Below are 26,682 nucleotides of genomic sequence, written 5' to 3'. Positions count from 1 at the left end.
TGGGGGCGCGGGGGCCGTCCGCTTCCCGGGCCGCCGCGCGGGCTACTCCTGGGCGGCGGCCGGGTCCGCGGCGTCCCCGCCCTCGCGCCTGTCCCTGCGCGCCGCCCGCTTCTCCTCGCGGCGGGTCCGCCGCTCCCCCTTGCGCCGCTCGCGCTCGGTCCGCCTGCGGTCCTTGTCGCTGGCGTGCTGCTCGCGTTTGGCCTCCTTGGCCTCCGCCTCCAGCTCGGCCTTGACCGACTGCGCGTAGCGGTCCACGTACTCCTGGCCGGACAGCTCCATCAACGCGTACATGATCTCGTCGGTGACGGCCCGCAGCACGCGCGGGTCCTTCTCCATGCCGTGGTAGCGGGAGAAGTCCAGCGGCTTGCCGAACTTGACCTTGGGGCGCACGCCCAGCTTGGGCACCGTGCGGCCGGGGGGCATGATCTTCTCCAGGTTGATCATCGCCATCGGCACCACCGGGGCCTTGGCCTCCAGCGCCAGCCGCGCCACACCCGTCCGGCCGCGGTAGAGCTTGCCGTCGGGGGAGCGGGTGCCCTCGGGGTAGATGCCCAGGAGGTCGCCGCGCTTGAGCACCCTCAGGCCCGTGCGCAGCGCCGCCTCGCTGGCCTTGCCGCCCGAGCGGTCGATGGGGATCTGCCCCACGCCGGTGAAGAACGCCCGGCTCAGCAGCCCCTTGACGCCCGTGCCGGTGAAGTACTCGGCCTTGGCCAGGAAGGTGATCTTGCGCGGCAGCGGCAGCGGACCGAAGAAGTGGTCGGAGAAGGACAGGTGGTTGCTGACCATGATCGCCGGACCGCGGCGCGGCACGTTCTCCACACCCTCGGCGCGCGGCTGCCACAGTACGGCCAGGACCGGCCCCAGGATCGCCTTGACCACCCAGTAGAACATCGCTCAGATCACCCCTGCACACGCGGGGAGCACTGGGCAGGGTCTGCCACGATTCACCGTCCCGCTCTGCCGACATTGTCAGAAGGGCTCGCGCCCGGAGAGTGGGGGAGGAGCCGCCGCCTGACGTGCGCCATCCTCCCACCGTGTGAGCGCGAGTGCCAAAGCGCCCCCGAACGGGCCGTCGGCCCGACGCAGAAGAGGATACTCAGTCGGCCCGCGTGGCGGGTGCCTGCCTCCGGCCGCCGGGGACGGGAACGTTAGTGTGCACTCATGGCGAACGGACCGCCGAACGGTTAGCCTCACGGCAGGAGCCAGGGTTTCCCGTGCCTCCGCTCCGGTCGCCGCAGACCCCCGTTCCCCGCGCACCGCACGATCCCTGGAGCCGCTCCGTGAGACCGACCGACGCCCCTCCCCTGATCCCGGGCGCTGAGCCGTTCAGTCACCGCGGGTCGGACACGGGCGTCCTGCTCTGCCACGGTTTCACCGGCTCCCCGTACTCGATGCGCCCCTGGGCCGAGCACCTGGCCGCCGCCGGACTCAGCGTCGAGGCGCCCCTGCTGCCCGGGCACGGCACGGTCTGGCACGACATGAACCTCACCACCAGCGACGACTGGCTCGCCGAGGTCGAACGGGCCCTGCTGGACCTGGCCTCGCGCTGCGGGGAGGTGTTCGTCATGGGGCTGTCCATGGGCGGCGCCCTCAGCCTGCGCCTGGCCCAGAGGCACCCGGACCTCGTGCGCGGGGTCGTGCTCGTCAACCCCTCCCTGGTGGTGGAGGACCGACGCCTGCCCGTCATCGCCCCCGTCCGCCGCCTGGTCTCGCGGATCATGCCCTCCACGCCCGGTCTGGGCTGCGACGTCTCCAAGGACGACACCACCGAGGGCGGGTACGACCGCGTCCCCACCGCGGCCGCGGCGACACTCCCGAAGCTGTGGCGCGAGGTTCAGGAGGGCATGTCCGGTTTGCGAGCGCCGATCCTGGCCTACCGAAGCACCCAGGACCACGTCGTCGGACCGCGCAGTCTGCGTATCCTCGCTAGGAGAGCGGTCAACACCGGGCTGACGATCCACCTGCTCCACGACAGCTACCACGTGGCGACCCTCGACCATGACGCCGCCGTCGTCTTCGACGGGAGCCTCGCCTTCGTGCGAGAGCACAGTAGAAGCGGGGAAGGAGCCGACCGATGACGCAACGTCGGGGAAACGGCCTGCTCGCCGACGCCTACGTTCCGCTGATCCTGCTCGCGCCCTCGCACGCCGACCTCATGCTGGAGGCGCTCCGGCGCAGCGGCATCGCCGCCTACGCCGTGCCCCTGGACGAGGACGTCCTGGAGCCCGAGGGCAGCCAGGCCGACGACCCGCCCACCGACCACCTGTACGTGGACGCCGAGGAGCGGGCCGCGGCCGAGAGGGTCCTGGGCGCCGAGCTGCCCGACCTGGACGGGCGGCCCGGGACCGCCCCCGACCTGCTGGCGTCGCGCGGCGAACCCCGCTCCGACGCCGACGCCGAGGAGGGCGGGGAGGCCGCCGCCGCGCACGAGTCCCCCGACGCGACGGTCGGCGGCGACCTGCTGGACGGCCCGCCCGCCAACGTCGACCCCGACGCCGCGCCCGCCCGGCCCGCGGACGAGGACGAGGTCTGGAACGACCTGGTCGCCCGCTTCTACGACGACGCCGACACCCGGGGGCAGCGCCGCCGCGCCGCCTGGCCCGACGCCGAGAACCTCAGCGCCCCGGGAGGGGACGCCTCCTCCGATGGCGACCTCCTGGCCGGAGGGACCGCCGGCGCCGGGGACGGGGAGGAGCGCGAGACGGCGGAGGAGGAGGCCCGGCGCCGGGCCGAGGCCGACCTGGAGGGCCACTACGAGCCCCCGCCACCGCCGCCCCTGCTCCAGGGCGACCGGGTGGGCATCGCCGCCTGGCTGTGCCTGCTGGGCGCGCCGGTACTGGTGTTCGGGGCCGCGTTCGTCGGTGTCTCCCTGCCCAACTGGCTGATGTTCGCCGCGGTGCTGGCCTTCCTGGTCAGCTTCGTCGTGCTCATCCTGCGCATGACCGACTCCCGTCCGCCCGGAGACGGCGGGCCCGACAACGGGGCGGTGGTCTGACCCCTGGGCTTCGACTTCCCCCTCTGGCGCGCCTTCGCCGTCTTCCGCGCAGCGTCCCTGGTCTACGCCCTGTTCCTCCTCGTCCAGCACCACGAGCACCTGACCCGGCCCTGGCTGGCCTGGACGGTGCTGGCGGTCATGGTCGTGTGGACGGTGTTCACCACCCGCGCCTACGCCCGCCCGCACCTGCGCGACTGGCGCGTGCTCACCGCCGACCTCGCGGTGGCCTTCGCGTGCCTGTTCGCCACCGCCCTGGCGGCCACGCCGTTCTACCTCACCCAGGCCCCGCCGCTGAGCGGCTACTGGTTCGCGGGCACCGCGCTGGCGGCCAGCGTCATCTGGGGCGGGCGCGCCGCCGCGGCCGTCGCCGTGCTCTACGGTCTCGCTGACCTCACCCTGCGCACGGTCATGGACGCCGCCGTGACCGCCGCGACCGCCCGCGGCGTGGTCCTGCTGCTCCTGGCCGGCCTGGCGGTCGGATACATGTCCTGGATGTCGGAGCGGGCCGAACGGCGGTTCGCGCAGGCGGTCGCGCTGGAGGCGCGCACCCGCGAGCGCGAGCAGCTGGCCCGCTCGATCCACGACTCGGTGCTCCAGGTGCTGTCCCTGGTGAGCAGACGCGGCGCCGAGGCCGGGGGAGAGGCCGCCGAACTGGGCCGGATGGCCGGCGAGCAGGAGGCGCGCCTGCGCGCGCTGGTCACGATCGGATCGTCGGAGGACGCCTCCGGCGGGACGGACGGGCTGAACGGGACCGGCGGGGCGGCGCCGCCTCACGCGGGACGCTCGGCCGCGTCCGGAACCGGGGACGCGGTGGACCTGCGCGAGCCGCTGCGCCGCGCCGAGTCGGCCCGCGTGTCGGTGTCCGCGCCCGCCACGCCCGTCGTCCTGCCCGCGCACACCGCCGCCGAACTCGCCGCCGCCGTGCTCGCCGCCCTGGACAACGTGGAGCGGCACTGCCCCGAGGGCACGCGCGCCTGGGTGCTGGTGGAGGACGAGGACGACGCGGTGACCGTGTCCGTGCGCGACGAGGGCCCCGGCATCGAGCCCGGCCGCCTGGAGCGGGCCCGCTCCGAGGGCCGCATCGGCGTGGCCCAGTCCGTGCGGGGCCGTGTGCGCGACCTGGGCGGCACCGTCGAGTACGTGTCGGTCCCCGGCCAGGGCACCGAGGTGGAGATGCGGGTCCCTCGCCGCTGAGGACCCCGCGCGGCTCACCGCCGCGGAGCCCGGCCCGGCCCCCGCTCCTCCTCCTGGTGGGAGAACCGCTGCTCCCGCCACGGGTCGCCCCGGTTGTGGTAGCCGCGCTCCTCCCAGAAACCGCGGCGGTCCGCGGTCATGTACTCCACCGCGCGCAGCCACTTCACGCTCTTCCACCCGTACAGGTGCGGCACCACCAGGCGCACCGGCGCGCCGTGGTCGGGGGCCAGGGGCTCTCCGTCGCGGTGGGTCGCCAGCAGCACCCCCTCCGCCAGGAAGTCGTCCATGCGCAGGTTCGCGCCGTACCCGTACTCGCCCCACGCCATCACGTGCGTGGCCTCCGGCGCGGGCGGGGCCGCCGCCACCAGGTCCGTGGCGAGCACCCCGCGCCAGGGCACGCCCGGGACGCTGAACCGCATCACGCAGTGGAAGTCGCTCACCGAGTCCGTGCGCGGCAGCCGCGCGAACTCCTCCCACGTCCAGCGGTACGACCCCAGGTCCTCGGTCGCCCCCGTGACCCGCAGGTCCCACCGCTGCGGGCGGAAGGCGGGCACCGGTCCGTAGTGCAGCGGCTTGTGCTCCTGGCGCACCGCCTGCCCGGGAGGCATCCGGGGCCGGGCCCCGCCCGTATCGTCCTCGTCCGTTCCCTCGGACACTTCCGTCCCCCTGCTCGTCTCTGGGCTCCCGCGGCGCGCCCGGCCGGCCGGCCGGAACGAACGCCTTCCCCCTGGGGAGAACGTGCGTGCGGCCATCCTGTCAGGCGCCGACGAGAGACAGGTCACTCACCCCGGGTGTGCGGACACGCGGCGACCGTGCGCTATAGTTCCAGCCATGCAGCGGAACTTCTGGCGCTTTTATGGCTACCGGCCCGACACCCCGGTCGCCTGTAGAGCGCTGCGCTGACACAGACGACTTGAGCCCCGGGCCGGTAGAGCCCGGGGCTTTTCTCGTTCCGGGCGCCGGTCGGCTCGTTCACCCAACCGACAAGCAGCTAGGGACAACGCACATGGTCATCGTGATGGCGCCGGACGCCACCCCCGAGAACATCGACGATCTGGTCGAGCTGGTCTCCTCCGCCGGAGGTGAGGCCTACGTGACGCGCGGGGTGAGCCGCACGATCATCGGCCTCGTCGGTGACGTCGAGCGCTTCCAGGACCTGGGCCTGGCCGCCAAGCCGGGCGTCAGCGACGTCCTGCGCATCTCCGTCCCCTACAAGCTCGTCAGCCGCGAGAACCACGACAGCCGCACGGTCGTCAGCGTGCGCGGAGTGCCGATCGGCGGCGACAACGTCACCGTCATCGCCGGACCCTGCGCCGTCGAGACCCCCGAGCAGACCCTGGCCGCGGCCCGGATGGCGCTGGAGGCGGGGGCGTCCCTGCTGCGCGGCGGCGCCTACAAGCCCCGCACCTCCCCCTACGCCTTCCAGGGCCTGGGCGAGGAGGGCCTGAGGATCCTCGCCGACGTGCGCGAGGAGACCGGCCTTCCCATCGTCACCGAGGTCGTGGACGCCGCCGACGTGGAGCTGGTCGCCTCCTACGCCGACATGCTCCAGGTCGGCACCCGCAACATGCAGAACTTCGCCCTCCTCCAGGCGGTGGGGGACGCGGGCAAGCCGGTCCTGCTCAAGCGCGGCATGAGCGCCACCATCGAGGAGTGGCTGATGGCCGCCGAGTACATCGCCCAGCGCGGCAACCTCGACATCGTCCTGTGCGAGCGCGGCATCCGCACCTTCGAGAAGGCCACCCGCAACACCCTGGACATCAGCGCGGTCCCGGTCGCCCAGAACCTGTCCCACCTGCCGGTGATCGTCGACCCGTCCCACTCGGGCGGCAAGCGCGAGCTGGTGCTGCCGCTCTCGCGCGCGGCCGTGGCGGTCGGCGCGGACGGCGTCATCGTCGACGTGCACCCCCACCCGGAGAACGCCCTGTGCGACGGCCCGCAGGCCCTCCTGCACGAGGACCTGGCCGAGCTGCGCGACCTGGCGGGCACCCTGGCCGCCCTGACCGGCCGGACCCTGACCCCGGCGCCGGGCCGCGAACTGGCCGGTCTGTGAGACCGCGGGGCTGAACACGACGGCGCCCCGGCCCCGCCCCGCATGCGGGGAGCGGCCGGGGCGCCGTCGTCGCGCGCTAGGCGGTGGCGGCCACCGACGCGGAGGCGGGCGCCACGCGCTTGGGCGCGGCGTCGCCCAGGAAGCTGGGCTTGTGCACCTGCGCGGTGGTGACCAGGTGCTCGGCCAGCTCCTCGGCGTCCAGGCGCTTCTCGATCTGGCGCAGGTCCGGAATCTTGGCCGCGGTCTCCACCTGGCGCGGGGTCAGCATGGTGCAGCAGTCCTCGTCGGGCAGCTCCGAGATGGACAGGGTCCCGATCCGGCGGGCGTGGTCCATGATCTCGGTCTTGTCCATGCCGATGAGCGGACGCAGGATCGGCAGGTCCACCGCGTCGTCCAGGGCGGTCAGGTTGGTCATGGTCTGGCTGGACACCTGGCCCAGCGCGTCCCCCGTGACCAGGCACTCCGCGCCCAGGTCGTCGGCCAGGGCCTCCGCGGTCTTGAGCATGAGGCGGCGCTGGGCGACGATCTGGAGCCGCTCGATCCCCGAGCTCTTCAGCTGCTGCTGCGCCTTGCCGAAGGGGATGACGAACAGCCGCGAGCCCACCTGGTAGCGGTCCAGCTGGCGGACGAGGCTGTAGGCCTTGTAGATCGACTCCGGGCCGGTGAACGGCATGCCGGAGAAGTGCAGGAAGTCGACCTTGAGCCCGCGCCGGATCATCCGGTGCGCGGCGACGGGTGAGTCGATCCCGCCCGACATCAGCACCAGGCCGCGGCCGCTCATCCCGGCGGGCAGGCCGCCCTGGCCGGGCACGCCGTCGGTGAACACGAACGCCTCGTCCTTGTCCACCTCGACGAACAGGGTGTTGTCGGGGCGCTTGAGGTTGACCTTGTAGCCGTGCGCCTCGATGATCTTCGAGCCCAGGTACCCGGCCAGCTCCGACGAGGTCATCTCGAAGCGCTTGTCGCGGCGCCGGGCGCGCACGGCGAAGGTGCCCTCGCGGCCCTGCATGACGCGCACGCCGATGTCGGTGACGGCGTCCAGGTCCTTGGGCACGCGGCGGACCAGGTGCACCCAGACCACACCCATGACGTTGGCCATGCGGTCGGCGATCTCGGCGACCTCCAGGTCGGAGGCGTCGGGCTTGCGCACGATGATCACGCCCGCGCCGCGCTGGGAGAGGCGGACCTCGCCCAGGTCGCGCACGGAGGCGCGGATGTTGTTGTGCAGCCGCCGCTCGAACAGCTTGCGGTTGGAGCCCTTGAGGACGATCTCGCCGAGCTTCATGAGCACGCAGAGCTCGCCGAGCCCGGCGTCGGACCCGGCCAGGGCTGCGGGGAGCGGCGCGGACTCAAGCGACGCGGACATGGTGCTACCTCCGGTGGATACCTTCGTGTCCCGGTGTGAGGTGGGAGTGGCGGTGACGGGGCCGGGAGCGTCCATCGCCATCCTCCAGTATCGAACATCCCGTCCACCGCTCCGTCCGTTTTCGGACGGGACGGGAGGGAGGCGGCGGGCACACGGGAACGACCGGGACGCGGCGCGCCCCCTCCCTGGGAGCTGGGAGGGGGCGCGGACCGTTCCGGAGGGGGCCGGCGCGCGTGGCCGGCGGCCGGTCCTTCCGGGGGAGCCCCGGGACAATCCGGTTCCCGGGCTCCGGGTCGCGGGGCGTGCCTAGCCGAAGAAGACCTCGGCCTCCTCGTAGCGCGAGGAGGGCACCGTCTTGAGGGTGTCGGTGGCCTCGGCCAGGTCCACGCGGACGATGTCCGTGCCCTGGAGGCCGACCATCTTGCCGAAGGCCTTGTCGTGCACGGCCTCGATGGCGTTCACGCCCAGACGGGTGGCCAGCACGCGGTCGAACGCGGTGGGCGTGCCGCCGCGCTGCACGTGGCCCAGGACCACCGAGCGGGCCTCCTTGCCGGTGCGCTGCTCGATCTCGTCGGCCAGCCGCTGGCCGATGCCGCCCAGGCGCACGTGGCCGAAGGAGTCGGTCTCCCCGGTGGCCAGCTCCATCTGGCCCTCCTTGGGGTGCGCGCCCTCGGCGACCACGATGATCGGCGCGTACTGGGTCTCGAAACGGCTCTCGACGTGCTTGACGACCTCGTCGATGTCGAAGGGCCGCTCGGGGATGAGGATGACGTTGGCGCCCGCGGCCATGCCCGAGTGCAGCGCGATCCATCCGGCGTGGCGGCCCATGACCTCCACCACCAGCGCGCGGTGGTGCGACTCGGCGGTGGTGTGCAGGCGGTCGATCGCCTCCATCGCGATGTTCACGGCCGTGTCGAAACCGAAGGTGTAGTCGGTCGCGTTGAGGTCGTTGTCGATGGTCTTGGGCACGCCGACCACGTTGACGCCGCGGTCGTGCAGCTGGCGGGCCACGCCGAGGGTGTCCTCGCCGCCGATGGCGACCAGGGCGTCGACGCCCAGCCCGGCCATGTTGTCCTTGACCCGTTCGACACCGCCCTCGATCTTCATGAGGTTGGTGCGCGAGGAGCCCAGGATCGTGCCGCCCCGGGGCAGGATGCCGCGCACGGCGGTCACGTCCAGCGGCATGGTGTCGCCCTCCAGCGGGCCGCGCCAGCCGTCCCGGAAGCCGATGAACTCGTAGCCGTAGTCCTTGATGCCCTTGCGGACCACTGCGCGGATGACCGCGTTCAGACCAGGGCAGTCCCCACCGCCGGTCAGCACCCCGACTCGCATACGGATTCTCCTCGACGTTGTGTGTTTTACGACGCATGGCGCCATATGGTCTAGACCATAGTGGGAGCGGTGATCCGGGGCCAACCCGGGGAGGAGAATACGCGGTGAACGCGCCCGGCGCGTACGGGGCAGAGGGCGCGGACCGCGCGAAGCGGACGCGCGGGAGGGCGCGTCAGTCGTCCAGGCCCCGGTCGATGGCGTAGCGCACCAGCTCCACCCTGTTGTGCAGGTGCAGCTTGGTGAGGGTGTTCTGCACGTGGTTCTGCACGGTGCGGTGGGAGATGCCCAGCCGCTGCGCGATCTGCTTGTAGGCCAGTCCCTTGGCGACCAGGCGCAGCACCTCGGTCTCGCGGGGGGTCAGCTCGGGCGCCTCCGGCTCCCGGGAGCGGTCCGCCGACGAGAGCCTGCGGTACTCGCCCAGCACCAGCCCGGCCAGGCCCGGGGTGTACACGGCCTCGCCCGCGTGCACCCGGCGCACCGCGTCCAGCAGTTCCTCCCGCCCCGCCGACTTGACCAGGTAGCCGGTGGCCCCGGCCTTCACCGCGGCCAGGACGTCGTCGCTGGCGCCGCTCGCCGACAGCACCAGCACCCGCGGCGGCGGGGACAGCGCCACCAGGCCCGCGGTCAGCTCGACCCCGCTCATGTCGGGCAGGTGCAGGTCCACGACGGCCAGGGTGGGACGCGCGGCCGGGGCGATGCGCAGCGCCTTGGCGCCGTCGCCCGCGGTGCCCACGACCTCGATACCGGCCTCGCCGAGGTCGCGCGCGACCGCGTCGCGCCACATGGGGTGGTCGTCCACCACCAGTACCCGGATCGCCTCGCTCGCCATGCGGGTGACCCTATCCCGGGCGGGCGGCACCCACGACACGGGCCGACGACCGGGGCGGTGGAGCGGGCGGGGGCCGCGCCGGGGGACGGCGTCCACGGCGGCCGGCCGTGCCCCCCCGCGCCGGGTCGGCCGCACACGGCGAGGGGGCGGGACCGATCCGGTCCCGCCCCCCGCTTCCGACTCAGGCCACGTGCCCGGGCCGGTCAGTCGTCATCGTCGTCGCCGTTGCCGTTGCCGAAGTCGCCCAGGTCGATGCCGCCCGGAGTCGCGGTGATCGTGATCTCCGTGTCCTCGGGCGCCCTGCCGGTGTGCGACTGGTGCGCCACCTCGCGGCCGCCGAAGACGCGCTCGACCTTGACCTTGAAACCGGCCTCCTCCAGCGCCTCACGCGCGTCGTTGACCCGCATGCCGACCACGTCGGGGATGTCCACGCCGGGCGGACCGGTGGAGACGGTCAGGGTGACGGTGCCGCCGGAGCCGATGCTGGAGCCGCTGTCGGGGCTCTGCTGGATGACCTTGCCCTCCTCGACGTCCGCGCTCTCCTCCTCGACCACCTCGACGGACAGGCCCTCGCCCTCCAGCATCTGGCGGGCGGTGTCCAGGTCCTCGCCGACCACCGCGGGCACCGGGATGCCCCGGCTGACGGTGAGGGTGACCGGCTCCTCCCGGTCGGCCTCCGCGCCCGCCTCGGGGGAGGTGGAGACCACCGCGCCGGGCTCGACCTCGGTGGAGCTCACGTCCTCCTGGACGATGTTGTCCGGGGCGAAGCCCAGGTCCTCCAGCTCCTTGAGCGCGTTGGCGGCGTCCATCTCGACCAGGTCGGGCATCTCCACCGTCTGCGGGCCCTTGGACAGGTACACGGTGACCACGTCGTCGGGGGACAGGCGGGCGCCCACCTCGGGGTCGGTCTCGCCGACCGTGCCCGGCTCGGCGTCGCTGTAGACGGACTCGGAGGACAGGTCGTAGCGCAGGCCCTCGTCGCGGATGATCTGGCTCGCGGCCTCGGGGTCGCGGCCCACCACGTCGGGGACGTTCTCGTACTGGCCGACCAGGAACCACCAGCCCGCGCCGAGCAGGACGAGCGCCAGGACCGCCGCGCCGATCCCGATCAGCAGGTTGCGGCGGCGCCGGTCGTCGGGGCCGTCCCGGTAGTCGTCGTACCCGTCGTCGCCGTACCCGTCCTTGTCGCGGTCGTAGTCGTCGTAGCGGCCGTCGTCGAGACCGGCGGAGGCCATGTCCACGACCATGGTCGCGTTCTCGGTGCCGGGACCGGCGCCCCCGGCGATGAGCTGGGGCGCGGTCACCGAGGCCGTGGTCGCCGCCGCCGGGGCGACGGGCGTCAGCGGGGCCTGGTCGGCGGCGGAGGCGGGGGGAGTCGCGGGCAGGCCGTTGAGCACCGCCAGGACCTTGGCCAGGTACTGGCCCGCGTTGCTGGGACGGTACCTGGGGTCGCGCTCGGTGGCCTTGGTGACCAGCGCGTCGACCTCCGCGGGCAGGCCGGGCAGGAAGTGCGAGGGGCGCGGGACATCCTCGTTGACGTGCTGGTAGGCGATCGCGATGGGCGTCTCGCCGGTGTGCGGCTGGCTGCCGGTGAGCAGCTCGTAGAGCATGATGCCCGCCGCGTACACGTCGCTGCGGGCGTCGGCGACGCCCTTCTCGATCTGCTCGGGGGCCAGGTAGGCCGCCGTGCCCATGAGGGTGCCCGTGCGGGTCAGCCCCTGGTTGGACTGCTCCACGGCGCGCGCCAGGCCGAAGTCGGCGACCTTGACCCGGCCGTCCTCGGTGATGAGGACGTTCTCGGGCTTGACGTCGCGGTGCACCATGCCCGCCTGGTGGGCGGCGCCGAGCGCGGCCAGCACCGGGGCCATGGCGTTCAGGGCGTCGTGGGCGCCGAGCCTGCCCCGGGACTTGAGCAGGTCGCGCAGGGTGCGTCCGGGTACGTACTCCATGGCCAGGAACACGTGCCCCTGGTCCTCACCCTGGTCGAAGACCTGCACGACGTTGGGGTGGGAGAGCTTGGCGACGGAGTGCGCCTCGTTGATGAAGCGCTGCACGAAGGTCGGGTCCTGGGCCAGCGAAGGGTGCATCACCTTCAGGGCCAGCCGTCGGTCCAACCTCAGGTCGTGGGCGACGTAGACGGTCGCCATCCCGCCTCCGGCGATCCTGGACTCCACGAAGTAACGTCGGTCCAAGGTGGCGCCTACGAGCGGGTCGGAAGTCGTCATGTCCACGGCGGAGTAGTGTCCTTGCTGCGGGGAGCGCGGGCTGTCGCGGCCGGTGGCGCGTACCCGACACCGGGTGTCGAACCGACACGATAGCGGAAGCCCACGCCAGGTCTGCCCCGCGGTTCGCGGTCGCGCCGTCCCGTTCGGGTGCCGGTGGGGCCGGTGGGACATCCGGGGAGGCCTGCTCGGTCTCCCCGGAGGACGGGTCCCGGCCCCGGCCGGGGCTCCCCCGGTCCCGGTGGTGTGTGCTCCGCCGGTCGTCGGGTCGCCCCGTCCCCGGTGAGGCCCGCTCCGTGGGCGGTGGGGACGCTCGCGCCTGGGTGGTCGTGGTGTGCGGGATGCGCCCTTGCCGGACCGCACACTCGTTCCACGGTAGAGGACGCCGCCAAACTCCCCAGGTGGGACGCACCGGTCGGGGGCGGGACGCGGGGCCGGGTGGCCTAACTCACGGAAGGCGAGGAGGCCTGGGCGTAGCGCCGCACGGGGATGCGGCCCGCCAGGCGCGCGCCGCGGCCCGCGCGTACGGCGTCGCGCATCGCGGCGGCCATGCGCACCGGGTCCTGGGCGCGGGTCACGGCCGTGGCCAGCAGGACCGCGTCGCACCCCAGCTCCATGGCCAGGGCGGCGTCGCTGGCGGTGCCGATCCCCGCATCCACGATGACGGGCACGCCGGCCTGCTCGACGATCAGCTCCAGGTTGTGCGGGTTGCGGATGCCCAGCCCCGAGCCGATCGGGGCGGCCAGGGGCATCACCGCGGCGCAGCCCACCTGCTCCAGGCGCCGGGCCAGCACGGGGTCGTCGTTGGTGTAGGGCAGCACGGTGAAGCCCTCGTCCACCAGCTGTTCGGCGGCCTCCAGCAGCTCGACGGGGTCGGGCAGCAGCGTGTGCTCGTCCGCCACCACCTCCAGCTTGACCCAGTCGGTCTCCAGCGCCTCGCGGCCCAGGCGGGCGGTGCGCACCGCGTCCACGGCGGTGAAGCATCCGGCGGTGTTGGGCAGCGCCCGGATCTTGTTGCGGGTCAGGACGTCCCACACCGACCCCCGGGTGCCGGGGGAGACCCGGCGCATCGCCACGGTGGTCAGCTCGGTTCCGGAGGCGATCAGGGCCTCCTCCAGGACCTCCAGGGAGGGGGCTCCGCCAGTTCCGGTGATCAGCCGGGACCCGAAGGAGGTTCCCGCGATCACGAGGTCGTCGTTCATGCTCAGCCTCCCTGCACCGCGGTGAGGACGTCCACGCGGTCGCCCTGGTTGAGCGGGCTCGCGGCCCACGCGGTCCGGCGCACCACCTCGTCGTTGACGGCCACGGCGACACCGCCGGGGGCCTCGGCGCCGGTCAGGTCGCGCACGACCGCTTCCACGGTCGTGTCGTCGGCGAACTCGCGGCGGTCGCCGTTGATGATCAGTTCCACTGCTACTACCTACTTGCGCGTCGTGCCGTGAAACGGCGGGCGTACTCGGGCAGGTCTCCGTCGGTCAGGGCCCGGGCCATGGCCTCCCCGGTCACCGGGGTCAGCAGGACCCCGTGCCGGAAGTGGCCGGCGGCCAGGTGCAGTCCCGGGACCCGGGTGGGCCCCAGGAGGGGTTCGTTGTCGGGGGAGCCGGGGCGCAGCCCGACGCAGGTCTCGGTGACCTCCAGCTCGCTCACCCCGGGGACGAGTTCGCGCGCGTCCCGCAGCACCTGCCAGAGCCCCCCGACGGTGAGCGAGGTGTCGTGGCCCAGCTCCTCCTGGGTGGCGCCGATGACGACCTCGCCGTCGGCGCGCGGCACCAGGTAGGTCGGGAAGCCCCGGACCAGGCCGCGGACGGTCCGGCTGACGAGCGGCGGCCCGCCCTCGGGCACCCGGGCGCGCAGCAGCTGTCCCTTGACCGGGCGCAGCGGCGGGACGACGGGTTCGGGGACCACGACGCCGTCGCCCCAGCAGCCCGCGGCCAGCACCACCTGGTGCGCGGGCAGGGTCCGCCCCGCCTCGGCCTCCCCGGCCAGGAGCACGCCCAGCCGGGCGCCCCCGGGACCGGGGGAGAGGACCTCCCCGACCCGCCCGCGGACCTCGGTGACGCCCGCGCGTGCGCCCGCGGCGGTCAGGGCGCGCAGCAGCCGCCGCGGGTCCACGGAGTGGTCGTCGGGGGCCAGGACGCCGCCGCGCACGGACGGGGCGAGCATGGGCTCCAGACGGCGGCACTCGCGGCCGGTGAGGCGCTCGGCGGCGATGCCCAGCCTCCGCTGGAGCGCGTGCAGTTCGGTGAGGACGGCCAGGTCGTCGCGGTCGAAGGCGACCAGCAGCGTGCCGGTGGCGCGGTGTCCCACGTCCAGACCGCTGGCCTCCTCCAGTTCGGCGACGAAGTCCGCGTACATGCGGGCCGAGCGGATGCCCAGCTCCATGAGGGGCTCCTCGCCGAACGCCGCCTCGGTGGCGGGGGTCAGCATGCCCGCGGCCACGGTGGAGGCGGCGCGGGCGGGGTCGGACTCGACCAGGGTGACGCTCAGTCCGCGTTGGGCGGCGCGCCAGGCGGTGACCCGGCCGACGAGGCCGCCGCCGACCACGACGACGCGGTCGCGGTGGGAATCGTTGGAGGTGCGCACGGCTGTGGCTTCCACTCCCTTCGCCGGCATGATCCGGATCAGGTTCGTGCGGTCGGAGGCTCACAGCCTCCCTCTCAGCCGGGTCCCACCCGGCTCCCGCGGGATGTAGGGGTCTGTCCCCATTCTAGGACCCGTGGCCGACGCGCGCCGTGCCGGGGGGAAGGAGGTGCGCGGATGTGGCAGATTGGTGGTGTGACACAACGCGACATCGACACGCTCATCGGCGACTGGCTGACCCTCAAGGAGGCCGCCGCTCCGCTTGGCGTGAGCCCGAACCGGATCAAGACGCTGATCCGCGAGAACCGCATGATGGGTGTGGTCCGCGACGGCGAACTCTCCATTCCCGCCGCCTTCATCGACGGCGACGACCTGGTCAAGGGTCTGCCGGGGACGCTGCTGCTGCTCACCGACGCGGGCTTCTCCTCCGAGGAGGCCCTGCGCTGGCTGTTCACCCCCGACGACTCCCTGCCGGGCACGCCGATCCAGGCCATGCGCGAGAACCGGGGCACCGAGGTGCGCCGCCGGGCCCAGAGCCTGGCCTTCTAGTCCGCGGGGAAGGGGGAGGGGCGCGCCGCCGCGTCCCTCCCCCTTGGGTCCGAACGCGCCAGGGCCTAGGGTGGACCGTGTGAGGACCAGCCACGGAACCAGCCTGCGCAAGCGCCTGGACGCATCGCTTCTGTACCTGTGCACCGACGCCCGGACCGGTCGGGGCGACCTGGCCGAGTTCGCCGACGCGGCCCTGGCCGGGGGAGTGGACATCATCCAGCTCCGGGACAAGGGCCTGGAGGCACGCGAGGAGATCGCGGCCCTGGAGGTGATGAAGGAGGCGTGCGAGCGGTACGGCGCCCTGCTCGCGGTCAACGACCGCGCCGACATCGCCCGCGCCGTGCGCGCCGACGTCCTCCACCTGGGCCAGCGGGACCTGCCCGTGCCCATGGCCCGCGACATCATCGGCGCCGACCCCGTGATCGGCCGCTCCAACAACGACGTCGCCGCCGCGGCCGCCTCCGCCGAGGAGCCCGGCAGCGACTACTTCTGCGTCGGACCGACCTGGGCGACCCCCACCAAGCCGGGCCGTCCGGCCGCCGGGCTGGAGCTGGTGGAGGAGGCGGCCGCGCTGGGCACCGACCGCCCCTGGTTCGCCATCGGCGGGATCGACGCCGACAACATCGACCGCGTGCTGGACGCCGGGGCCCGCCGGGTCGTGGTCGTGCGCGCGATCACGGAGGCGGAGGACCCCCGGGCCGCCGCCGCCGCTCTGCGCCAGCGCCTGGCGGCCCGCGCCGCCCGGTCCTAGGGGACCAGCAGGGCCTTGCCGGGAACCGCGCGCCTCTCTAATGCGGCGTGCGCCTCGGCGGCCCGCTCCAGCGGCAGGGCCAGCCCCACGTGCGGGGTGATCCTGCCCATGCGGGCCATCTCCAGCACCATCCGCAGGGCGTCCTGCCGGTCGCCGTCGGCCTGCTTGAGGTCGAACAGGCCCAGGACCTCGATCCCGCGGCGCCCGGCTTCCTCCGTGTCCACCTCCGTGAAGCTCCCGCCCGCGGAGCCGTAGCCGACGAACCGGCCGCCGTCGGCCAGGGTCCCGAAGGCCTCCGCGCCCAGCGCGCCCCCGGCGCCGTCCAGGACCACGTCAATCCCGGTGCCGCCGGTCAGCGCGCGCACCCGCTCCGGCCAGCCCGGCTCGGAGTAGTCCACGGTCTCCTGCGCGCCCAGTTCGCGGACCAGGGCCAGCTTGGCCCAGCCCCTGGCCGCGCCGATGACCCGGGCCCCGGCCGTGCGGGCCAGCTGGACGGCCAGGGTGCCCGCCCCTCCGGCGGCCGCGGCGACCAGGACCGTGGTGCTGGGTGTGAAGCCCGCCGCCCGCTCCAGCGCCAGCGCGGTCGGCCCGTCGTGCAGCAGGGCCAGCGCCGCCCGGGGGTCCACCTCCTCGGGCACCCTGACCAGTGCCGACTGCGGGACCACGGCCCGTTCGGCGTAGCCGTCCACGGGCAGGGTGGGTCTTTCCGGCGTCCCGTCCGTGTGCCCGGTGTCGGCGACCACCGTGGCCCCCTCCCAGCCCGGGTCCACGCCCGGGCCGATCCGGACCACCCGCCCGGCCACGCCCGCGCCGGGGACGTAGGGGGGAGTCACGGGGAAGTAGTCCAGCCCCCAGCCGCGGCGGACCAGGGTGTCCAGGTACATCACGTTCGCCGCGGCGACCTCCACCAGCGCCTGACCCGGTCCCACCTCGGGCTCGGGCACGTCCCGGACCACCAGGACCCCAGGGCCGCCGAACTCCTCGACCTGTACCGCTCGCATGCCGTTCTCCCTCGGTGCGCACCGCCTGCTTCCGACACCGCCCAGCCTCTTACCTCAATATTTGTTGAGGTCAAGGGCCGGGCGTCGGAGAGATCCACGGCACAGGGGACGCCCCGCACGGGGGCGCGGCGCGCGGGACGGGGGCCGAGGTCAGACCGCGACGTGCGACAGCGCGCTGGGATGGCGCCGCAGGAAGCCCTCGATGGACTGGGCGGGATGACCGGTCAGGTCGGGGACGGCGGGCGAGACCACGTCGAGCTCCCCGGCGGCGATCGCGGCGTAGGAGGTCACCCAGCCCTCGACCGCCCAGTCGGGGGCGCCGCCGCCGCGGCGCGACTCCAGGGCCTCCTCCAGGGTCTGGGGCACGTAGCGCACCGAGCGCCCGGTGAGCACGCTCAGCCTCTCCGCCGTCGCGCCCAGGGACAACGCCTCCGGGCCGGTGACGTCGTGGCTGGTGTCGTGCGAGGCGCGCGCGGCCACGGGATCGGTCAGCACGGCCGCGGCCACGTCCGCCACGTCGTCGCGCGAGACCCAGGCGATCCGGCCGTCACCGGCCGGGCCCCGCACCACGCCCCCGTCGTCCACCCAGTCGGGCAGCAGGTCCAGGTACAGGCTTGGTCTGAGGAAGGTGTACCGCACCCCCGTGGACCGGATGTGCGCCTCGGTGAAGAAGTGCGTGCGCGCGAACGTGAAGGTGGACGCCGGGCCCGCGCGCAGGAAGGACAGGTAGACGATCCAGGACACCCCCGCCTTGACCGCCGCGTCCACCGCGCTCACGTGGACGTCGATCCGGTCCTCGGACTCGGTGGCCGAGACCAGGAACAGCGTGTCCACCCCCCGGCAGGCCCGCTCGAAGCCCGTGGAGTCCTCGTAGGCCGCCATCGCCGCGCTGCTGCCGGGATACTCGGGAGCGCGGTTGATGTCGCGTACGATGAGCCGCTGGGGCCTGCCCAGCCGCGCGATCCGCGCGGCGACCCGCCCGCCCAGCGCCCCGGTCGCCCCCGTGACCCCTATGGTGTGGTTTGTCGTGTGATCGTCGCCCATGACACCCCATCCTGCGTTACGAGGGCGTGCCGGACGCTGAGCGGCACGCGCCTTTTTGCGCCGCGGGGTCGGGCGCGGTCGGCGCCCCGGGGCGCCGGGGTCAGGGCGCGGGACGCTCTCCGTCCGCCGGTCCCCGTGCCGGTCCGTGCCCGACCGTGCGAACCGACGCGCTGCCGGGCTCCTCCGCCTCCCGAGCGCCCCGCGCGACCGGGCGGCGGTAGGCCAGGCGGCGCAGCAGCACCTCGGCCGGTCCGCGCCTGCCCGCGCGCTCCAGGGCGTAGGACGCCGCCACCGTCACCAGCCACACGCCCACCGCGGACAGGGCCATCGACCACGAGGCGAGTTCGCCGCCCAGCCCCAGGCCCCAGGCCGCCAGGAGGGGCGCGCACAGCACCGACTGGGCCAGGTAGGCCGACAGCGAGCGCTTGCCGGTCGCCGACAGCGCGCCGACCACCGCGCCCGGTGCGCGACCGCGCCCCTGGATCCGGTGCGCCGCCAGCGCGATCAGCGCCACGTAGCCCAGGCCGCAGGCCAGCCCGGTCACCATGTGCGGCATGGTGAGCATGGCCGCCTGCGCGGGGGACAGGTCCCAGACCCCGATCTGGGTCAGGGCCAGGGGCAGCCCGCCCAGCCAGCCCACGCCGATGCCCAGAGCCGCGGTCCAGCGCAGCAGGCCCAGGTGCCCGCCCGGCTCCTCCAGGATCCGGCGGCGCGCGGCCCAGTAGCCGAGCAGGATCGCCGCGGGCACGACCATGCCCAGCAGCCCCTGGCCCAGCGTGACCAGCGGCCAGTCCAGGACGCGGGCCAGCGCGGCGCCCAGGATCGAGGTGTCGCCGATGTTGTCGGCCATCAGGTCCGTACTGAACGCGGCCGAGGAGGAGTAGGAGGCGTCCGCGGGCATGGAGGCCAGGCCCAGCAGGCTGAACGCCGCCAGCAGGGCGGCCAGCCCGGTGAACACGCTCGACCACACCAGCAGCGTGGCGTCCCTGCGCCGCAGGAACAGCCAGCCCAGGAGCAGCCCCGCCAGGCCGTAGGCGCCCAGGACGTCGCCCATCCACAGCAGCAGGGCGTGGACGAAGCCGAACGCGAGCAGCCACAGGTTGCGGCGGCGCAGCAGCGCGTTCACCTCCCGCACGGAGGAGCCCGCCGCCTCCTGGCGCCGGGCCAGCTGCACCATGCCGTACCCGAACAGGAAGGCGAACATCGGATAGCTGCGCATGTCCACCGCCATGACGATGACGAACTGCGCGATCCGGTCCAGCACGCCGCCCGGCTCGGGGTGGACGCCGCCCCCGCTGGACGGGAGCGCCCACAGGTACCAGGCCGTGTTGGCGAGCGCGATGAACAGCAGCATGAACCCGCGCGCCAGGTCCGGTGCGAGGGCTCTCTCCCCCGCGCCGACCGGACCGCGGGAAACGGTGTGCCCAGACATGGGAGACTCCCCGATTTCGCGATATGTCGTGTTAGCGATTCAACCGGAGCGGGCAGGCGGACACAACAGGCCCCCGGTGGGCGCGAACCCGGGAAAGTCCCCTAGGGAAGGACCCTCAGAAGGAACGCGAGGTGGCGGCCACGACCAGCTGGCGCAGCGGCTCGCGGGCGGACGCGTCCAGCTCGGGGCTCTCCAGGGCCGCGACGGCCCGGTCGGCGTACTCCGCGATCATCTCCTCGCACACGGCCAGCGCGCCCGAGCCCTCGATCAGGGAGCACATCCACTCCACCGAGGCCACCGACAGGTCCGGCGCCCCCAGCAGCGAGCGGAACCGCTCGGCGTCGGCCGCCCCGGCGCGCGCCAGGGTCTCGGCCACGACCAGCGTCCGCTTGCCCTCGCGCAGGTCGTCCCCGGCGGGCTTGCCTGTGGTGGACGGGTCGCCGAACACGCCCAGCACGTCGTCGCGCAGCTGGAAGGCGATCCCCAGCGGGATGCCGTAGTCGGTGTAGACCCCGGCCAGCTCCTCGTGGCGGCCCGCCAGGGCCGCGCCCAGGTGCAGCGGGCGCTCCACCGTGTACTTGGCGGACTTGTAGCGCATCACGCGCAGCGCCGCCTCGCGTGTGCCGGTGCCCCGCACCTGTTCCAGGGTGTCCAGGTACTGCCCGGCCATGACCTCGGTGCGCATCGCGTCGAAGGGGGGCCGCCCCCGGCCCAGCACCTCCGTCGGGAAGCCGCTGGCCTGGTACATCTCGTCCGACCAGGCCAGGCACAGGTCGCCGATGAGGATGGCCGCGCCCTGGCCGAAGCCCTCGCTGTCGCCGCTCCACCCCTGGTCGGCGTGCATCTTGGCCAGCCGCTTGTGCGTGGCCGGCAGGCCGCGCCGGGTGTCGCTGTTGTCGATCACGTCGTCGTGGACGAGCGCGCACGCCTGGAGGAACTCCAGGGAGGCCGCCGCCCGCACCACCCGCTCGTCCTCGGCCGCGCCGCCCGCGCCCCGCCAGCCCCAGTAGCAGAAGGTCGGCCGCAGGCGCTTGCCGCCGGAGATCATCGCCTCCAGCGCGTCCATGGCCGGGGCCAACTCCTCCCCGATCTCCAGCAGCTGGGCCCGGTGGCCGGCGCAGAACGAGCTCAGTTCGCGGTCCACACCGGAGCGGACCGCGAAGACGGCGGAGGCGGACGGGGAAGAGGAAGGCACCATGACCCGCAGGTTATCGGCTGTCGGGCGCGGCCCGGTCCCGCTCCGCCTGATCAGGCCGATCCCAGCCGTCCGCCGACACGGACGACACCGTCGCCGGCACCGCCCGCGCGGACGCGCGGGTCACCGCGGCGGGGGCGGGACCGAGCCGCGTCCTCGCACGTCGCGCCGTTCGGGAGCGGCGTTCGGGAGTGGCGTGCGCCACGGGTCTCACAGGATGGGACGGGGCCTCCGCCGCGGGGGCGTCTGACCTAAGCTGGTGCGCATGCTGGCTGCACCGACACTCCCTGTGGCGCCCCGAGGCCCGGCCCCCAGGCCGCGTCATATCCGCGAACTCCTCGACGCGGGCGAGCCGATGTTCTCCTTCGAGTTCTTCCCGCCCCGCACGCCCCAGGCGCAGGAACGCCTGTGGCGCGCGATCAGGGAGATCGAGGCCCTCGGCCCCGCCTTCGTCTCGGTCACCTACGGCGCGGGCGGCAGCACGCGCGGGCTGACCGTGGAGACCACCGAGCGCATCGCGACCGACACCACACTGCTGCCGGTCGCGCACATGACCCTGGTCGACCACTCCGTCGCCGAGCTGCGCCACCTCGTCGGCCGTCTCGCCGACGCGGGCGTGTCCAACATGCTCGCCGTGCGGGGGGACCCGCCCGGCGACCCGGACGGGGAGTGGATCCGCCACCCCCGGGGGCTGACCTACGCCGAGGAGCTGGTGCGCCTGATCAAGGACAGCGGCGACTTCTGCGTGGGCGTGGCCGCCTTCCCCTACAAGCACCCGCGCTCGGCCGACGTCGAGACCGACACCGACCACTTCGTGCGCAAGTGCGAGGCGGGCGCCGACTACGCCATCACCCAGATGTTCTTCGACCCCGAGGACTACCTGCGCCTGCGCGACCGGGTGGCCGCGCGGGGCTGCGAGGTGCCGATCATCCCCGAGGTCTTCCCGGTGGTGCGCACCTCGTTCATCCCGCGCTCGGAGCAGCTCTCCGGCGCTCCCTTCCCGGCCGACCTGGCCGAGAAGTTCGCCTCCTTCGGCGACGACGACGAGTCCGTGCGGGCCTTCGGCATCGAGCACGCCCAGCGCATGTGCGAGCGGCTGCTGGCCGAGGGCGCGCCGGGCATCCACTTCATCACCTCGAACCGGTCCACGGCCACCAGGCAGATCTACCGGGAGATCTCCGGTCACCGGAGCCCGTCAGGGGAAGCCGGGCGGCCATGATCGAGAAGGGCTGACCGGGGCTGCCGGGGAAGCGGAAGTCCTCCAGCACCTCGGTGAACCCGCACGAGCGGTACAGGTGGCGCGCCGCGGAGGGTCCCGAACGCGTGGACAGCACCGCGGTGCGCTCCGGCCTGCCCCGGCACAGGGCGTGGAGCAGGGCGCGGCCCACGCCCCGGTTCTGCGCGTCCGGGTGGACGTGCACCTCGGCGACCTCCAGCGCGTCGGACAGGCAGCGGCGCGCCTGGCGGATCCCCGCGCCCGCGCGCAGCCCCTCCGCCACCGTGTCGTGCCACCACTGGCCGCCGTGCCCGTGGAAGCCGTAGGCGAAGCCGACCGGAAGGCCGCCGCGCACGGCCACCACCGCGCGAAAGCCCGGGTTGCGGGCGTGGCCCCTCATGACGGAGGCGCGCCCGGGCAACTGCTCCGGGGGCGGCCGCATGGCGGCCTCGTACACCTGGAGCAGCGCGGGGACGGCGTGCGTGAAGGCGGGTGGGGCCAGTTCGCGCAACTCGGTATCGGCTACCACGGGCCAAGGGTAGTTCCCCGGCCCCGCCGAGTCCCGGGATTTGCGCGAGGACGGGGTGCACAGCGCCGGGCGGGGTCCTTGACGGGTCCGGCGGCCTGGGGTTAACTGGATCGTGTCGAACAGGAGTTCGACACACTCCGTCGGACCCCCTCCGGCGGGAGGGCGGCGCGGTCGGGTTGGGGAGGGGAAGCCCCACGTCCGGCCGCGCCGCTCCGCCCCGTCCGCCGGCCAGTCCCCGGCCGGGCGGACACGACGAGAACCGGCGCCCCCGTGGGGTCGCCGGTTCTCGTCGAGCGGGTGCGAATCTGTTCGGTCGTCCCGGTGCCCGGGTACCGGTCAGAAGGCGTCGACCGCGCGGCGCGCCTCGGGGTCGAGGACGCCCCAGTTGATGAGCTCCTCGGTCAGGTCCCCGGGCGACTTGTCGTAGATGACCGCGAGTGAGCGCAGGTCCTCCTGGCGGATGGAGAGCACCCGCCCGTTGTAGTCACCCCGCTGGCTCTGGATCGTGGCGACGTAGCGGGACAGCGGCCCGGCCTTCTCCTGCGGCAGCTGCTGCATGCGCTCCAGGTCGATGACCAGCTTGGGCGTGGGGCCCAGCGGGGTGGGAGCCGCGCCGCCCGGCAGCAGCTCCGACATCGGCACGCCGTAGAAGTCCGCCAGCTCGGCGAGCTTCTGGACGGTGACGGCGCGGTCGCCGCGCTCGTAGGAGCCCACCACGACGGCCTTCCAGCGGCCGTGGGACTTCTCTTCCACCCCGTGCAGGGACAGGCCCTGCTGGGTGCGGATGGCACGCAGTCGCGCACCGAGGGACTTCGCGTATTCGGATGGCATCTTCTTGTCGCTCCCGGCCGTGACAGTGGCTGGCGTGGTGGGGGGACGTCCGCTCGTACTCGGCGGGCCGCCTGGGCGGTCCAGCGGATGGTCACGGGTTGCAACCCCACCCGGCAGTGGTTACAGACAGTGACGGTAGGGGGGTCTGCCTTCCAGGTCAAGCCGTTGGTGTGAAACGCGACTAATCGGTGGCCAAACCGTGCGTAAGTGAGACACCTCTCATGTCAGGACCGAACGGGAGGAGTCGTGCGTCACGATGGCATGAAAAGCCCGTTCCTCCTGGGTATTTCAGGTTTCGGCCCCTTCGTTGCCGTATCCACTGGGTGACGACATGACCACATTTCAGAGGGTGCGTGTGCGCTTGTGGTGTGACCAGAGTCACATTCGTGACCTCGGGTCATCGACCGCCTCGCGGGGGTCGCGAACGTCGCTGGTAGCGTGGATCCGATCGACATCCTTTAACGACCTGTTCAGTGAGGCAGGGAAGGGAGTCACTACTTTGCGTGCGCAAAAACCGACGACCGGTGACGCCGGCGGCGGTTCCCCCGCACCCGAGGTGCCCGAGGGCACCCGCGCCGTCCTGGACGGCAGCGAGATCAACCGGGCGCTGACCCGCATCGCCCACGAGGTGCTCGAACGCACCAAGGGGGGCCGGGACGTCACCCTCCTGGGCATCCCCTCGCGGGGGGTCCCGCTCGCCCACCGCCTGGCACGGCGCATCGAACGGGTGGAGGACCTCACCGTCCCCGCGGGCTCGCTCGACATCACCATGTACCGCGACGACCTGCGCTCCGCCCCCGTCCGCGCCCTCGGCCGGACCGAGATCCCGCAGGGCGGACTCGACGACCGCGTCGTCGTCCTCGTCGACGACGTCCTCTTCTCCGGCCGCACCGTCCGCGCCGCCCTGGACGCCCTCGGCGACCTGGGGCGCCCCCGCGCCGTCCAGCTCGCCGTCCTGGTCGACCGCGGCCACCGTGAGCTGCCCATCCGCGCCGACTACGTGGGCAAGAACCTGCCCACCTCGCTGCGCGAGAGCGTCACCGTGCGCCTGGAGGAGACCGACGGACACGACGCGGTGCTGCTCGGCCCGTTCCGCCCCCGCACCCGCCCCGGCGCCACCGAGGGGAACGACTGATGCGCCACCTGCTCTCCACCGGCGACCTCTCCCGCGACGAGGCCACCCTCGTCCTGGACACCGCCGCCGAACTCGCCCAGGTCGGCGACCGCTCCGTCAAGAAGCTGCCCACCCTGCGCGGGCGCACCGTGGTCAACCTCTTCTACGAGGACTCCACCCGCACCCGCACCTCCTTCGAGCTGGCCGCCAAGCGCCTGTCCGCGGACGTCATCAACTTCTCCGCCAAGGGCTCCAGCGTCTCCAAGGGCGAGAGCCTCAAGGACACCGCGCTGACCCTCCAGGCCATGGGCGCCGACGGCGTCGTCATCCGGCACAGCGCCTCCGGCGCCGCCCACCGCCTCGCCAACTGGGTGGACGGGTCCGTCCTCAACGCGGGCGACGGCACCCACGAACATCCCACCCAGGCCCTGCTGGACGCCTTCACCATGCGCTCGCGCCTGGGGCGCCTGGAGGGGCTGCGGGTGGCCGTCGTCGGCGACATCCTGCACAGCCGGGTCGCCCGCTCCAACGTGCTGCTGCTCACCACCCTGGGCGCGCACGTCACCCTGGTCGCGCCGCCCACCCTGCTGCCGGTCTCGGTGCACACCTGGCCGTGCGAGGTCTCCTACGACCTCGACGAGGTCCTGCCCAAGTCCGACGTCGTCATGATGCTGCGCGTACAGGCCGAGCGCATGCACGAGTCGTTCTTCCCGTCCACGCGCGAGTACAGCCGCAACTACGGCCTGGACGGTGAGCGCCTCTCCCGCATGCCCGAGGAGGCGATCGTCATGCACCCCGGCCCGATGGTCCGCGGCATGGAGATCTCCGCCGAGGTCGCCGACTCGCCCCGCTGCACCGTCACCGAACAGGTCGCCAACGGCGTCAGCCTGCGCATGGCCGTGCTCTACCTGCTGCTCGGCGGCTCCTGACAGCCCGGCCGCGGGGCCCCGTGCCCCGCGCCACCGCACCCGAGGGACGCGAGGCCCCGCCACGGGCCCGGGCGGCCCCGGCCCCCGCCGCGCCCGGCCCACCGGCGCGCCCCGGGGCCCCGCGCCGCCCCTCCCCATCCCAGAACACGAGGAAGCCAACACCGCGATGCCCGACACCCACGGACCGCACCTGATCCGCGGCGCCCGCCCCCTCGGCGGCGACCCCGTCGACCTGCTCCTGGCCGACGGCCGGATCGCCGCGACCGGCCGGGACCTGGACGCCCCCGAGGGCGCCCGGACCGTCGACGCCACCGGCCTGATCGCCCTGCCCGGTCTGGTGGACCTGCACACCCACCTGCGCGAGCCCGGCCGCGAGGACGCCGAGACGGTCGCCAGCGGCTCCCGCTCCGCCGCCATGGGCGGCTACACCGCCGTCCACGCCATGGCCAACACCGACCCCGTCGCCGACACCGCCGGGGTCGTCGAACAGGTCTGGCGCCTGGGCCGCGAGGCCGGGTACTGCGACGTGCGCCCCGTCGGCGCCGTCACCGTCGGCCTGGCCGGGGAGCGCCTCTCCGAGATCGGCGCCATGGCCGACTCCGCCGCGGGCGTGCGGGTCTTCTCCGACGACGGCATCTGCGTCTCCGACGCCCTGCTCATGCGCCGCGCCCTGGAGTACGTCAAGGCCTTCGACGGCGTCATCGCCCAGCACGCCCAGGAGCCGCGCCTGACCCAGGGCGCCCAGATGAACGAGGGCTCCGTCTCCGACCGCCTCGGCCTGCCCGGCTGGCCCGCGGTCGCCGAGGAGGCGATCATCGCCCGCGACTGCCTGCTCGCCCAGCACGTGGGCTCGCGCCTGCACGTGTGCCACGTCTCGACCAGGGGCTCGGTCGACATCATCCGCTGGGCCAAGGCCCGCGGCTGCGACGTCACCGCCGAGGTCACACCCCACCACCTCCTGCTGACCGAGGAGCTGGTGGAGGGCTACGATCCCGTCTACAAGGTCAACCCGCCCCTGCGCACCGCCGAGGACGTCCAGGCGCTGCGCGAGGGCCTGGCCGACGGCACCATCGACATCGTCGCCACCGACCACGCCCCCCACCCCGCGGAGGCCAAGGAGACCGAGTGGTCCACCGCCGCCATGGGAATGGTCGGGTTGGAGACGGCGTTGGCGGTCGTGCAGCGCACGATGGTCGACACCGGTCTGCTGACCTGGGCCGACGTCGCCGACCGCATGTCCGCGGCACCGGCCCGCATCGGCCGGGTCCACGACCACGGGCGTGACCTGGCGGTCGGCCAGCCCGCCAACGTGGTCCTGTACGACCCGGCCGCCGCCGTCGACGTGGACGGCGCGGCCATGGTCAGCAAGAGCGGCAACACCCCCTTCCGGGGCATGACCCTGCCCGGCCGGGTGCGCGCCACGTTCCTGCGCGGCGCCCCGACCGTCCTGGAGGGGAAGATCCAGTGAGCACAGAACAGAACACCCGGGCCGCCCACGGCCCGGCGGAGGAGGGGGCGAA

At 73.5% G+C, this 26,682-nt stretch carries 25 protein-coding genes and 1 riboswitch; of the genes, 10 read left to right on the top strand and 15 right to left on the bottom strand.

The annotated features are described in order from the left end of the window. Positions 1-42: 42 nt before the first annotated feature. Complete coding sequence (locus G011_RS0124610) at positions 43-891, bottom strand: 1-acyl-sn-glycerol-3-phosphate acyltransferase (protein WP_019610791.1); 849 nt, start codon at positions 889-891, stop codon at positions 43-45. Positions 892-1,280: 389 nt separating this feature from the next. On the opposite strand from G011_RS0124610, the gene G011_RS0124605 reads away from it, so the two are divergent. From G011_RS0124605 to macS, 3 genes are read left to right on the top strand one after another with little or no spacing between them, the layout of a single operon-like run. Then, positions 1,281-2,078 carry a carboxylesterase gene (locus tag G011_RS0124605; protein WP_019610790.1) on the top strand — a complete coding sequence of 266 codons (798 nt, stop codon included), beginning with the start codon at positions 1,281-1,283 and terminating at the stop codon, positions 2,076-2,078. Then, positions 2,075-2,995, top strand: a complete 921-nt coding sequence (locus G011_RS0124600) for a hypothetical protein (RefSeq protein ID WP_019610789.1) — start codon at positions 2,075-2,077, stop codon at positions 2,993-2,995. The genes G011_RS0124605 and G011_RS0124600 overlap by 4 nt, the downstream gene beginning before the upstream one ends. Before the next feature lie 3 nt (positions 2,996-2,998). After that, positions 2,999-4,189: a MacS family sensor histidine kinase gene (macS, locus tag G011_RS0124595; RefSeq protein WP_255342158.1), complete on the top strand. Its 1,191-nt coding sequence runs from the start codon at positions 2,999-3,001 to the stop codon at positions 4,187-4,189. Between the two features lie 14 nt (positions 4,190-4,203). On the opposite strand, the gene G011_RS0124590 is transcribed toward macS, so the two are convergent. Then, complete coding sequence (locus G011_RS0124590) at positions 4,204-4,845, bottom strand: molybdopterin-dependent oxidoreductase (RefSeq protein WP_019610787.1); 642 nt, start codon at positions 4,843-4,845, stop codon at positions 4,204-4,206. Positions 4,846-5,195: 350 nt separating this feature from the next. On the opposite strand from G011_RS0124590, the gene aroF reads away from it, so the two are divergent. Further along, positions 5,196-6,242 (top strand): 3-deoxy-7-phosphoheptulonate synthase, encoded by a 1,047-nt coding sequence (gene aroF / locus G011_RS0124585; protein ID WP_019610786.1) that lies wholly within the window; start codon positions 5,196-5,198, stop codon positions 6,240-6,242. Between the two features lie 76 nt (positions 6,243-6,318). Here the strand turns inward: aroF and thiI are convergent, their stop codons facing one another. The 7 genes from thiI to thiO all read right to left on the bottom strand — a co-directional run bounded on the left by thiI (position 6,319) and on the right by thiO (position 14,604). Further along, positions 6,319-7,608 (bottom strand): tRNA uracil 4-sulfurtransferase ThiI, encoded by a 1,290-nt coding sequence (gene thiI, locus G011_RS0124580; RefSeq protein ID WP_013154138.1) that lies wholly within the window; start codon positions 7,606-7,608, stop codon positions 6,319-6,321. A 306-nt stretch (positions 7,609-7,914) separates the two neighbouring features. Next, positions 7,915-8,940 (bottom strand): 6-phosphofructokinase, encoded by a 1,026-nt coding sequence (locus G011_RS0124575; protein ID WP_019610785.1) that lies wholly within the window; start codon positions 8,938-8,940, stop codon positions 7,915-7,917. A 172-nt stretch (positions 8,941-9,112) separates the two neighbouring features. After that, complete coding sequence (locus tag G011_RS0124570) at positions 9,113-9,769, bottom strand: response regulator transcription factor (protein WP_013154136.1); 657 nt, start codon at positions 9,767-9,769, stop codon at positions 9,113-9,115. 203 nt (positions 9,770-9,972) lie between these two features. Beyond that, positions 9,973-12,000: a Stk1 family PASTA domain-containing Ser/Thr kinase gene (pknB, locus tag G011_RS0124565; RefSeq protein WP_026338629.1), complete on the bottom strand. Its 2,028-nt coding sequence runs from the start codon at positions 11,998-12,000 to the stop codon at positions 9,973-9,975. A gap of 434 nt (positions 12,001-12,434) precedes the next feature. Beyond that, positions 12,435-13,193: a thiazole synthase gene (locus G011_RS0124560; protein ID WP_019610783.1), complete on the bottom strand. Its 759-nt coding sequence runs from the start codon at positions 13,191-13,193 to the stop codon at positions 12,435-12,437. Between the two features lie 2 nt (positions 13,194-13,195). Further along, positions 13,196-13,402, bottom strand: coding sequence for a sulfur carrier protein ThiS (thiS, locus tag G011_RS0124555; RefSeq protein WP_013154133.1), 207 nt, complete (start codon positions 13,400-13,402; stop codon positions 13,196-13,198). 5 nt (positions 13,403-13,407) lie between these two features. Beyond that, on the bottom strand, positions 13,408-14,604 hold the full coding sequence (thiO, locus tag G011_RS0124550) for a glycine oxidase ThiO (protein ID WP_026338628.1): 1,197 nt from the start codon (positions 14,602-14,604) through the stop codon (positions 13,408-13,410). Continuing rightward, positions 14,573-14,684, bottom strand: a riboswitch (TPP riboswitch). It overlaps the preceding gene by 32 nt. Before the next feature lie 82 nt (positions 14,685-14,766). Here thiO and G011_RS0124545 point away from each other — a divergent pair. Both G011_RS0124545 and thiE read left to right on the top strand, forming a co-directional pair. Then, positions 14,767-15,120, top strand: a complete 354-nt coding sequence (locus G011_RS0124545) for an Rv2175c family DNA-binding protein (RefSeq protein ID WP_019610781.1) — start codon at positions 14,767-14,769, stop codon at positions 15,118-15,120. Positions 15,121-15,199: 79 nt separating this feature from the next. Continuing rightward, positions 15,200-15,871: a thiamine phosphate synthase gene (thiE, locus tag G011_RS0124540; RefSeq protein WP_019610780.1), complete on the top strand. Its 672-nt coding sequence runs from the start codon at positions 15,200-15,202 to the stop codon at positions 15,869-15,871. Here the strand turns inward: thiE and G011_RS0124535 are convergent. The 4 genes from G011_RS0124535 to G011_RS0124520 all read right to left on the bottom strand — a co-directional run bounded on the left by G011_RS0124535 (position 15,868) and on the right by G011_RS0124520 (position 20,546). Beyond that, positions 15,868-16,872, bottom strand: coding sequence for a zinc-binding dehydrogenase (locus G011_RS0124535; protein ID WP_019610779.1), 1,005 nt, complete (start codon positions 16,870-16,872; stop codon positions 15,868-15,870). The two genes, thiE and G011_RS0124535, sit on opposite strands and share 4 nt — an antisense overlap. Before the next feature lie 150 nt (positions 16,873-17,022). After that, positions 17,023-17,916, bottom strand: a complete 894-nt coding sequence (locus G011_RS0124530) for an SDR family oxidoreductase (protein ID WP_019610778.1) — start codon at positions 17,914-17,916, stop codon at positions 17,023-17,025. A 100-nt stretch (positions 17,917-18,016) separates the two neighbouring features. Further along, positions 18,017-19,348 (bottom strand): DUF418 domain-containing protein, encoded by a 1,332-nt coding sequence (locus G011_RS0124525; protein ID WP_019610777.1) that lies wholly within the window; start codon positions 19,346-19,348, stop codon positions 18,017-18,019. A 115-nt stretch (positions 19,349-19,463) separates the two neighbouring features. Then, positions 19,464-20,546: a polyprenyl synthetase family protein gene (locus G011_RS0124520; protein WP_019610776.1), complete on the bottom strand. Its 1,083-nt coding sequence runs from the start codon at positions 20,544-20,546 to the stop codon at positions 19,464-19,466. A gap of 286 nt (positions 20,547-20,832) precedes the next feature. Here G011_RS0124520 and metF point away from each other — a divergent pair, with 286 nt between their 5' ends. After that, a complete protein-coding gene (metF, locus tag G011_RS0124515) occupies positions 20,833-21,762 on the top strand; it encodes a methylenetetrahydrofolate reductase [NAD(P)H] (protein ID WP_026338627.1) in 930 nt (309 codons plus the stop codon). Here metF and G011_RS0124510 read toward each other — a convergent pair. Then, positions 21,674-22,288, bottom strand: a complete 615-nt coding sequence (locus G011_RS0124510) for a GNAT family N-acetyltransferase (protein ID WP_026338626.1) — start codon at positions 22,286-22,288, stop codon at positions 21,674-21,676. The two genes, metF and G011_RS0124510, sit on opposite strands and share 89 nt — an antisense overlap. Positions 22,289-22,624: 336 nt before the next feature. Then, complete coding sequence (locus G011_RS0124505; protein ID WP_013154123.1) at positions 22,625-23,119, bottom strand: transcriptional regulator; 495 nt, start codon at positions 23,117-23,119, stop codon at positions 22,625-22,627. A 499-nt stretch (positions 23,120-23,618) separates the two neighbouring features. Here G011_RS0124505 and pyrR point away from each other — a divergent pair, with 499 nt between their 5' ends. The 3 genes from pyrR to G011_RS0124490 all read left to right on the top strand — a co-directional run bounded on the left by pyrR (position 23,619) and on the right by G011_RS0124490 (position 26,630). Beyond that, entirely contained in the window at positions 23,619-24,254 is a 636-nt protein-coding gene (gene pyrR, locus G011_RS0124500) for a bifunctional pyr operon transcriptional regulator/uracil phosphoribosyltransferase PyrR (protein ID WP_026338625.1), read from the top strand. Then, positions 24,254-25,162: an aspartate carbamoyltransferase catalytic subunit gene (locus G011_RS0124495; RefSeq protein WP_019610772.1), complete on the top strand. Its 909-nt coding sequence runs from the start codon at positions 24,254-24,256 to the stop codon at positions 25,160-25,162. The genes pyrR and G011_RS0124495 overlap by 1 nt, the downstream gene beginning before the upstream one ends. A gap of 166 nt (positions 25,163-25,328) precedes the next feature. Next, positions 25,329-26,630, top strand: coding sequence for a dihydroorotase (locus G011_RS0124490; protein WP_019610771.1), 1,302 nt, complete (start codon positions 25,329-25,331; stop codon positions 26,628-26,630). Positions 26,631-26,682: the final 52 nt, after the last annotated feature.

The organism is Nocardiopsis sp. CNS-639 (assembly GCF_000381685.1).
GTDB classification, from domain to species: Bacteria; Actinomycetota; Actinomycetes; order Streptosporangiales; family Streptosporangiaceae; genus Nocardiopsis; species Nocardiopsis dassonvillei.
This window is presented reverse-complemented; position numbering and strand designations above follow the sequence as displayed.

Excerpts from the sequence above, each read along its gene's own strand:
- G011_RS0124575 (WP_019610785.1), bottom strand. The coding sequence starts at position 8,940 with ATGCGAGTCGGGGTGCTGACCGGCGGTGGGGACTGCCCTGGTCTGAAC.
- aroF (WP_019610786.1), top strand. The coding sequence starts at position 5,196 with ATGGTCATCGTGATGGCGCCGGACGCCACCCCCGAGAACATCGACGAT.
- G011_RS0124610 (WP_019610791.1), bottom strand. The coding sequence starts at position 891 with ATGTTCTACTGGGTGGTCAAGGCGATCCTGGGGCCGGTCCTGGCCGTA.
- thiO (WP_026338628.1), bottom strand. The coding sequence starts at position 14,604 with ATGCCGGCGAAGGGAGTGGAAGCCACAGCCGTGCGCACCTCCAACGAT.
- G011_RS0124525 (WP_019610777.1), bottom strand. The coding sequence starts at position 19,348 with ATGTCTGGGCACACCGTTTCCCGCGGTCCGGTCGGCGCGGGGGAGAGA.
- thiI (WP_013154138.1), bottom strand. The coding sequence starts at position 7,608 with ATGTCCGCGTCGCTTGAGTCCGCGCCGCTCCCCGCAGCCCTGGCCGGG.
- G011_RS0124490 (WP_019610771.1), top strand. The coding sequence starts at position 25,329 with ATGCCCGACACCCACGGACCGCACCTGATCCGCGGCGCCCGCCCCCTC.
- G011_RS0124530 (WP_019610778.1), bottom strand. The coding sequence starts at position 17,916 with ATGGGCGACGATCACACGACAAACCACACCATAGGGGTCACGGGGGCG.
- G011_RS0124505 (WP_013154123.1), bottom strand. The coding sequence starts at position 23,119 with ATGCCATCCGAATACGCGAAGTCCCTCGGTGCGCGACTGCGTGCCATC.
- G011_RS0124600 (WP_019610789.1), top strand. The coding sequence starts at position 2,075 with ATGACGCAACGTCGGGGAAACGGCCTGCTCGCCGACGCCTACGTTCCG.
- G011_RS0124535 (WP_019610779.1), bottom strand. The coding sequence starts at position 16,872 with ATGCGAGCGGTACAGGTCGAGGAGTTCGGCGGCCCTGGGGTCCTGGTG.
- G011_RS0124520 (WP_019610776.1), bottom strand. The coding sequence starts at position 20,546 with ATGGTGCCTTCCTCTTCCCCGTCCGCCTCCGCCGTCTTCGCGGTCCGC.
- G011_RS0124495 (WP_019610772.1), top strand. The coding sequence starts at position 24,254 with ATGCGCCACCTGCTCTCCACCGGCGACCTCTCCCGCGACGAGGCCACC.
- G011_RS0124570 (WP_013154136.1), bottom strand. The coding sequence starts at position 9,769 with ATGGCGAGCGAGGCGATCCGGGTACTGGTGGTGGACGACCACCCCATG.
- G011_RS0124560 (WP_019610783.1), bottom strand. The coding sequence starts at position 13,193 with ATGAACGACGACCTCGTGATCGCGGGAACCTCCTTCGGGTCCCGGCTG.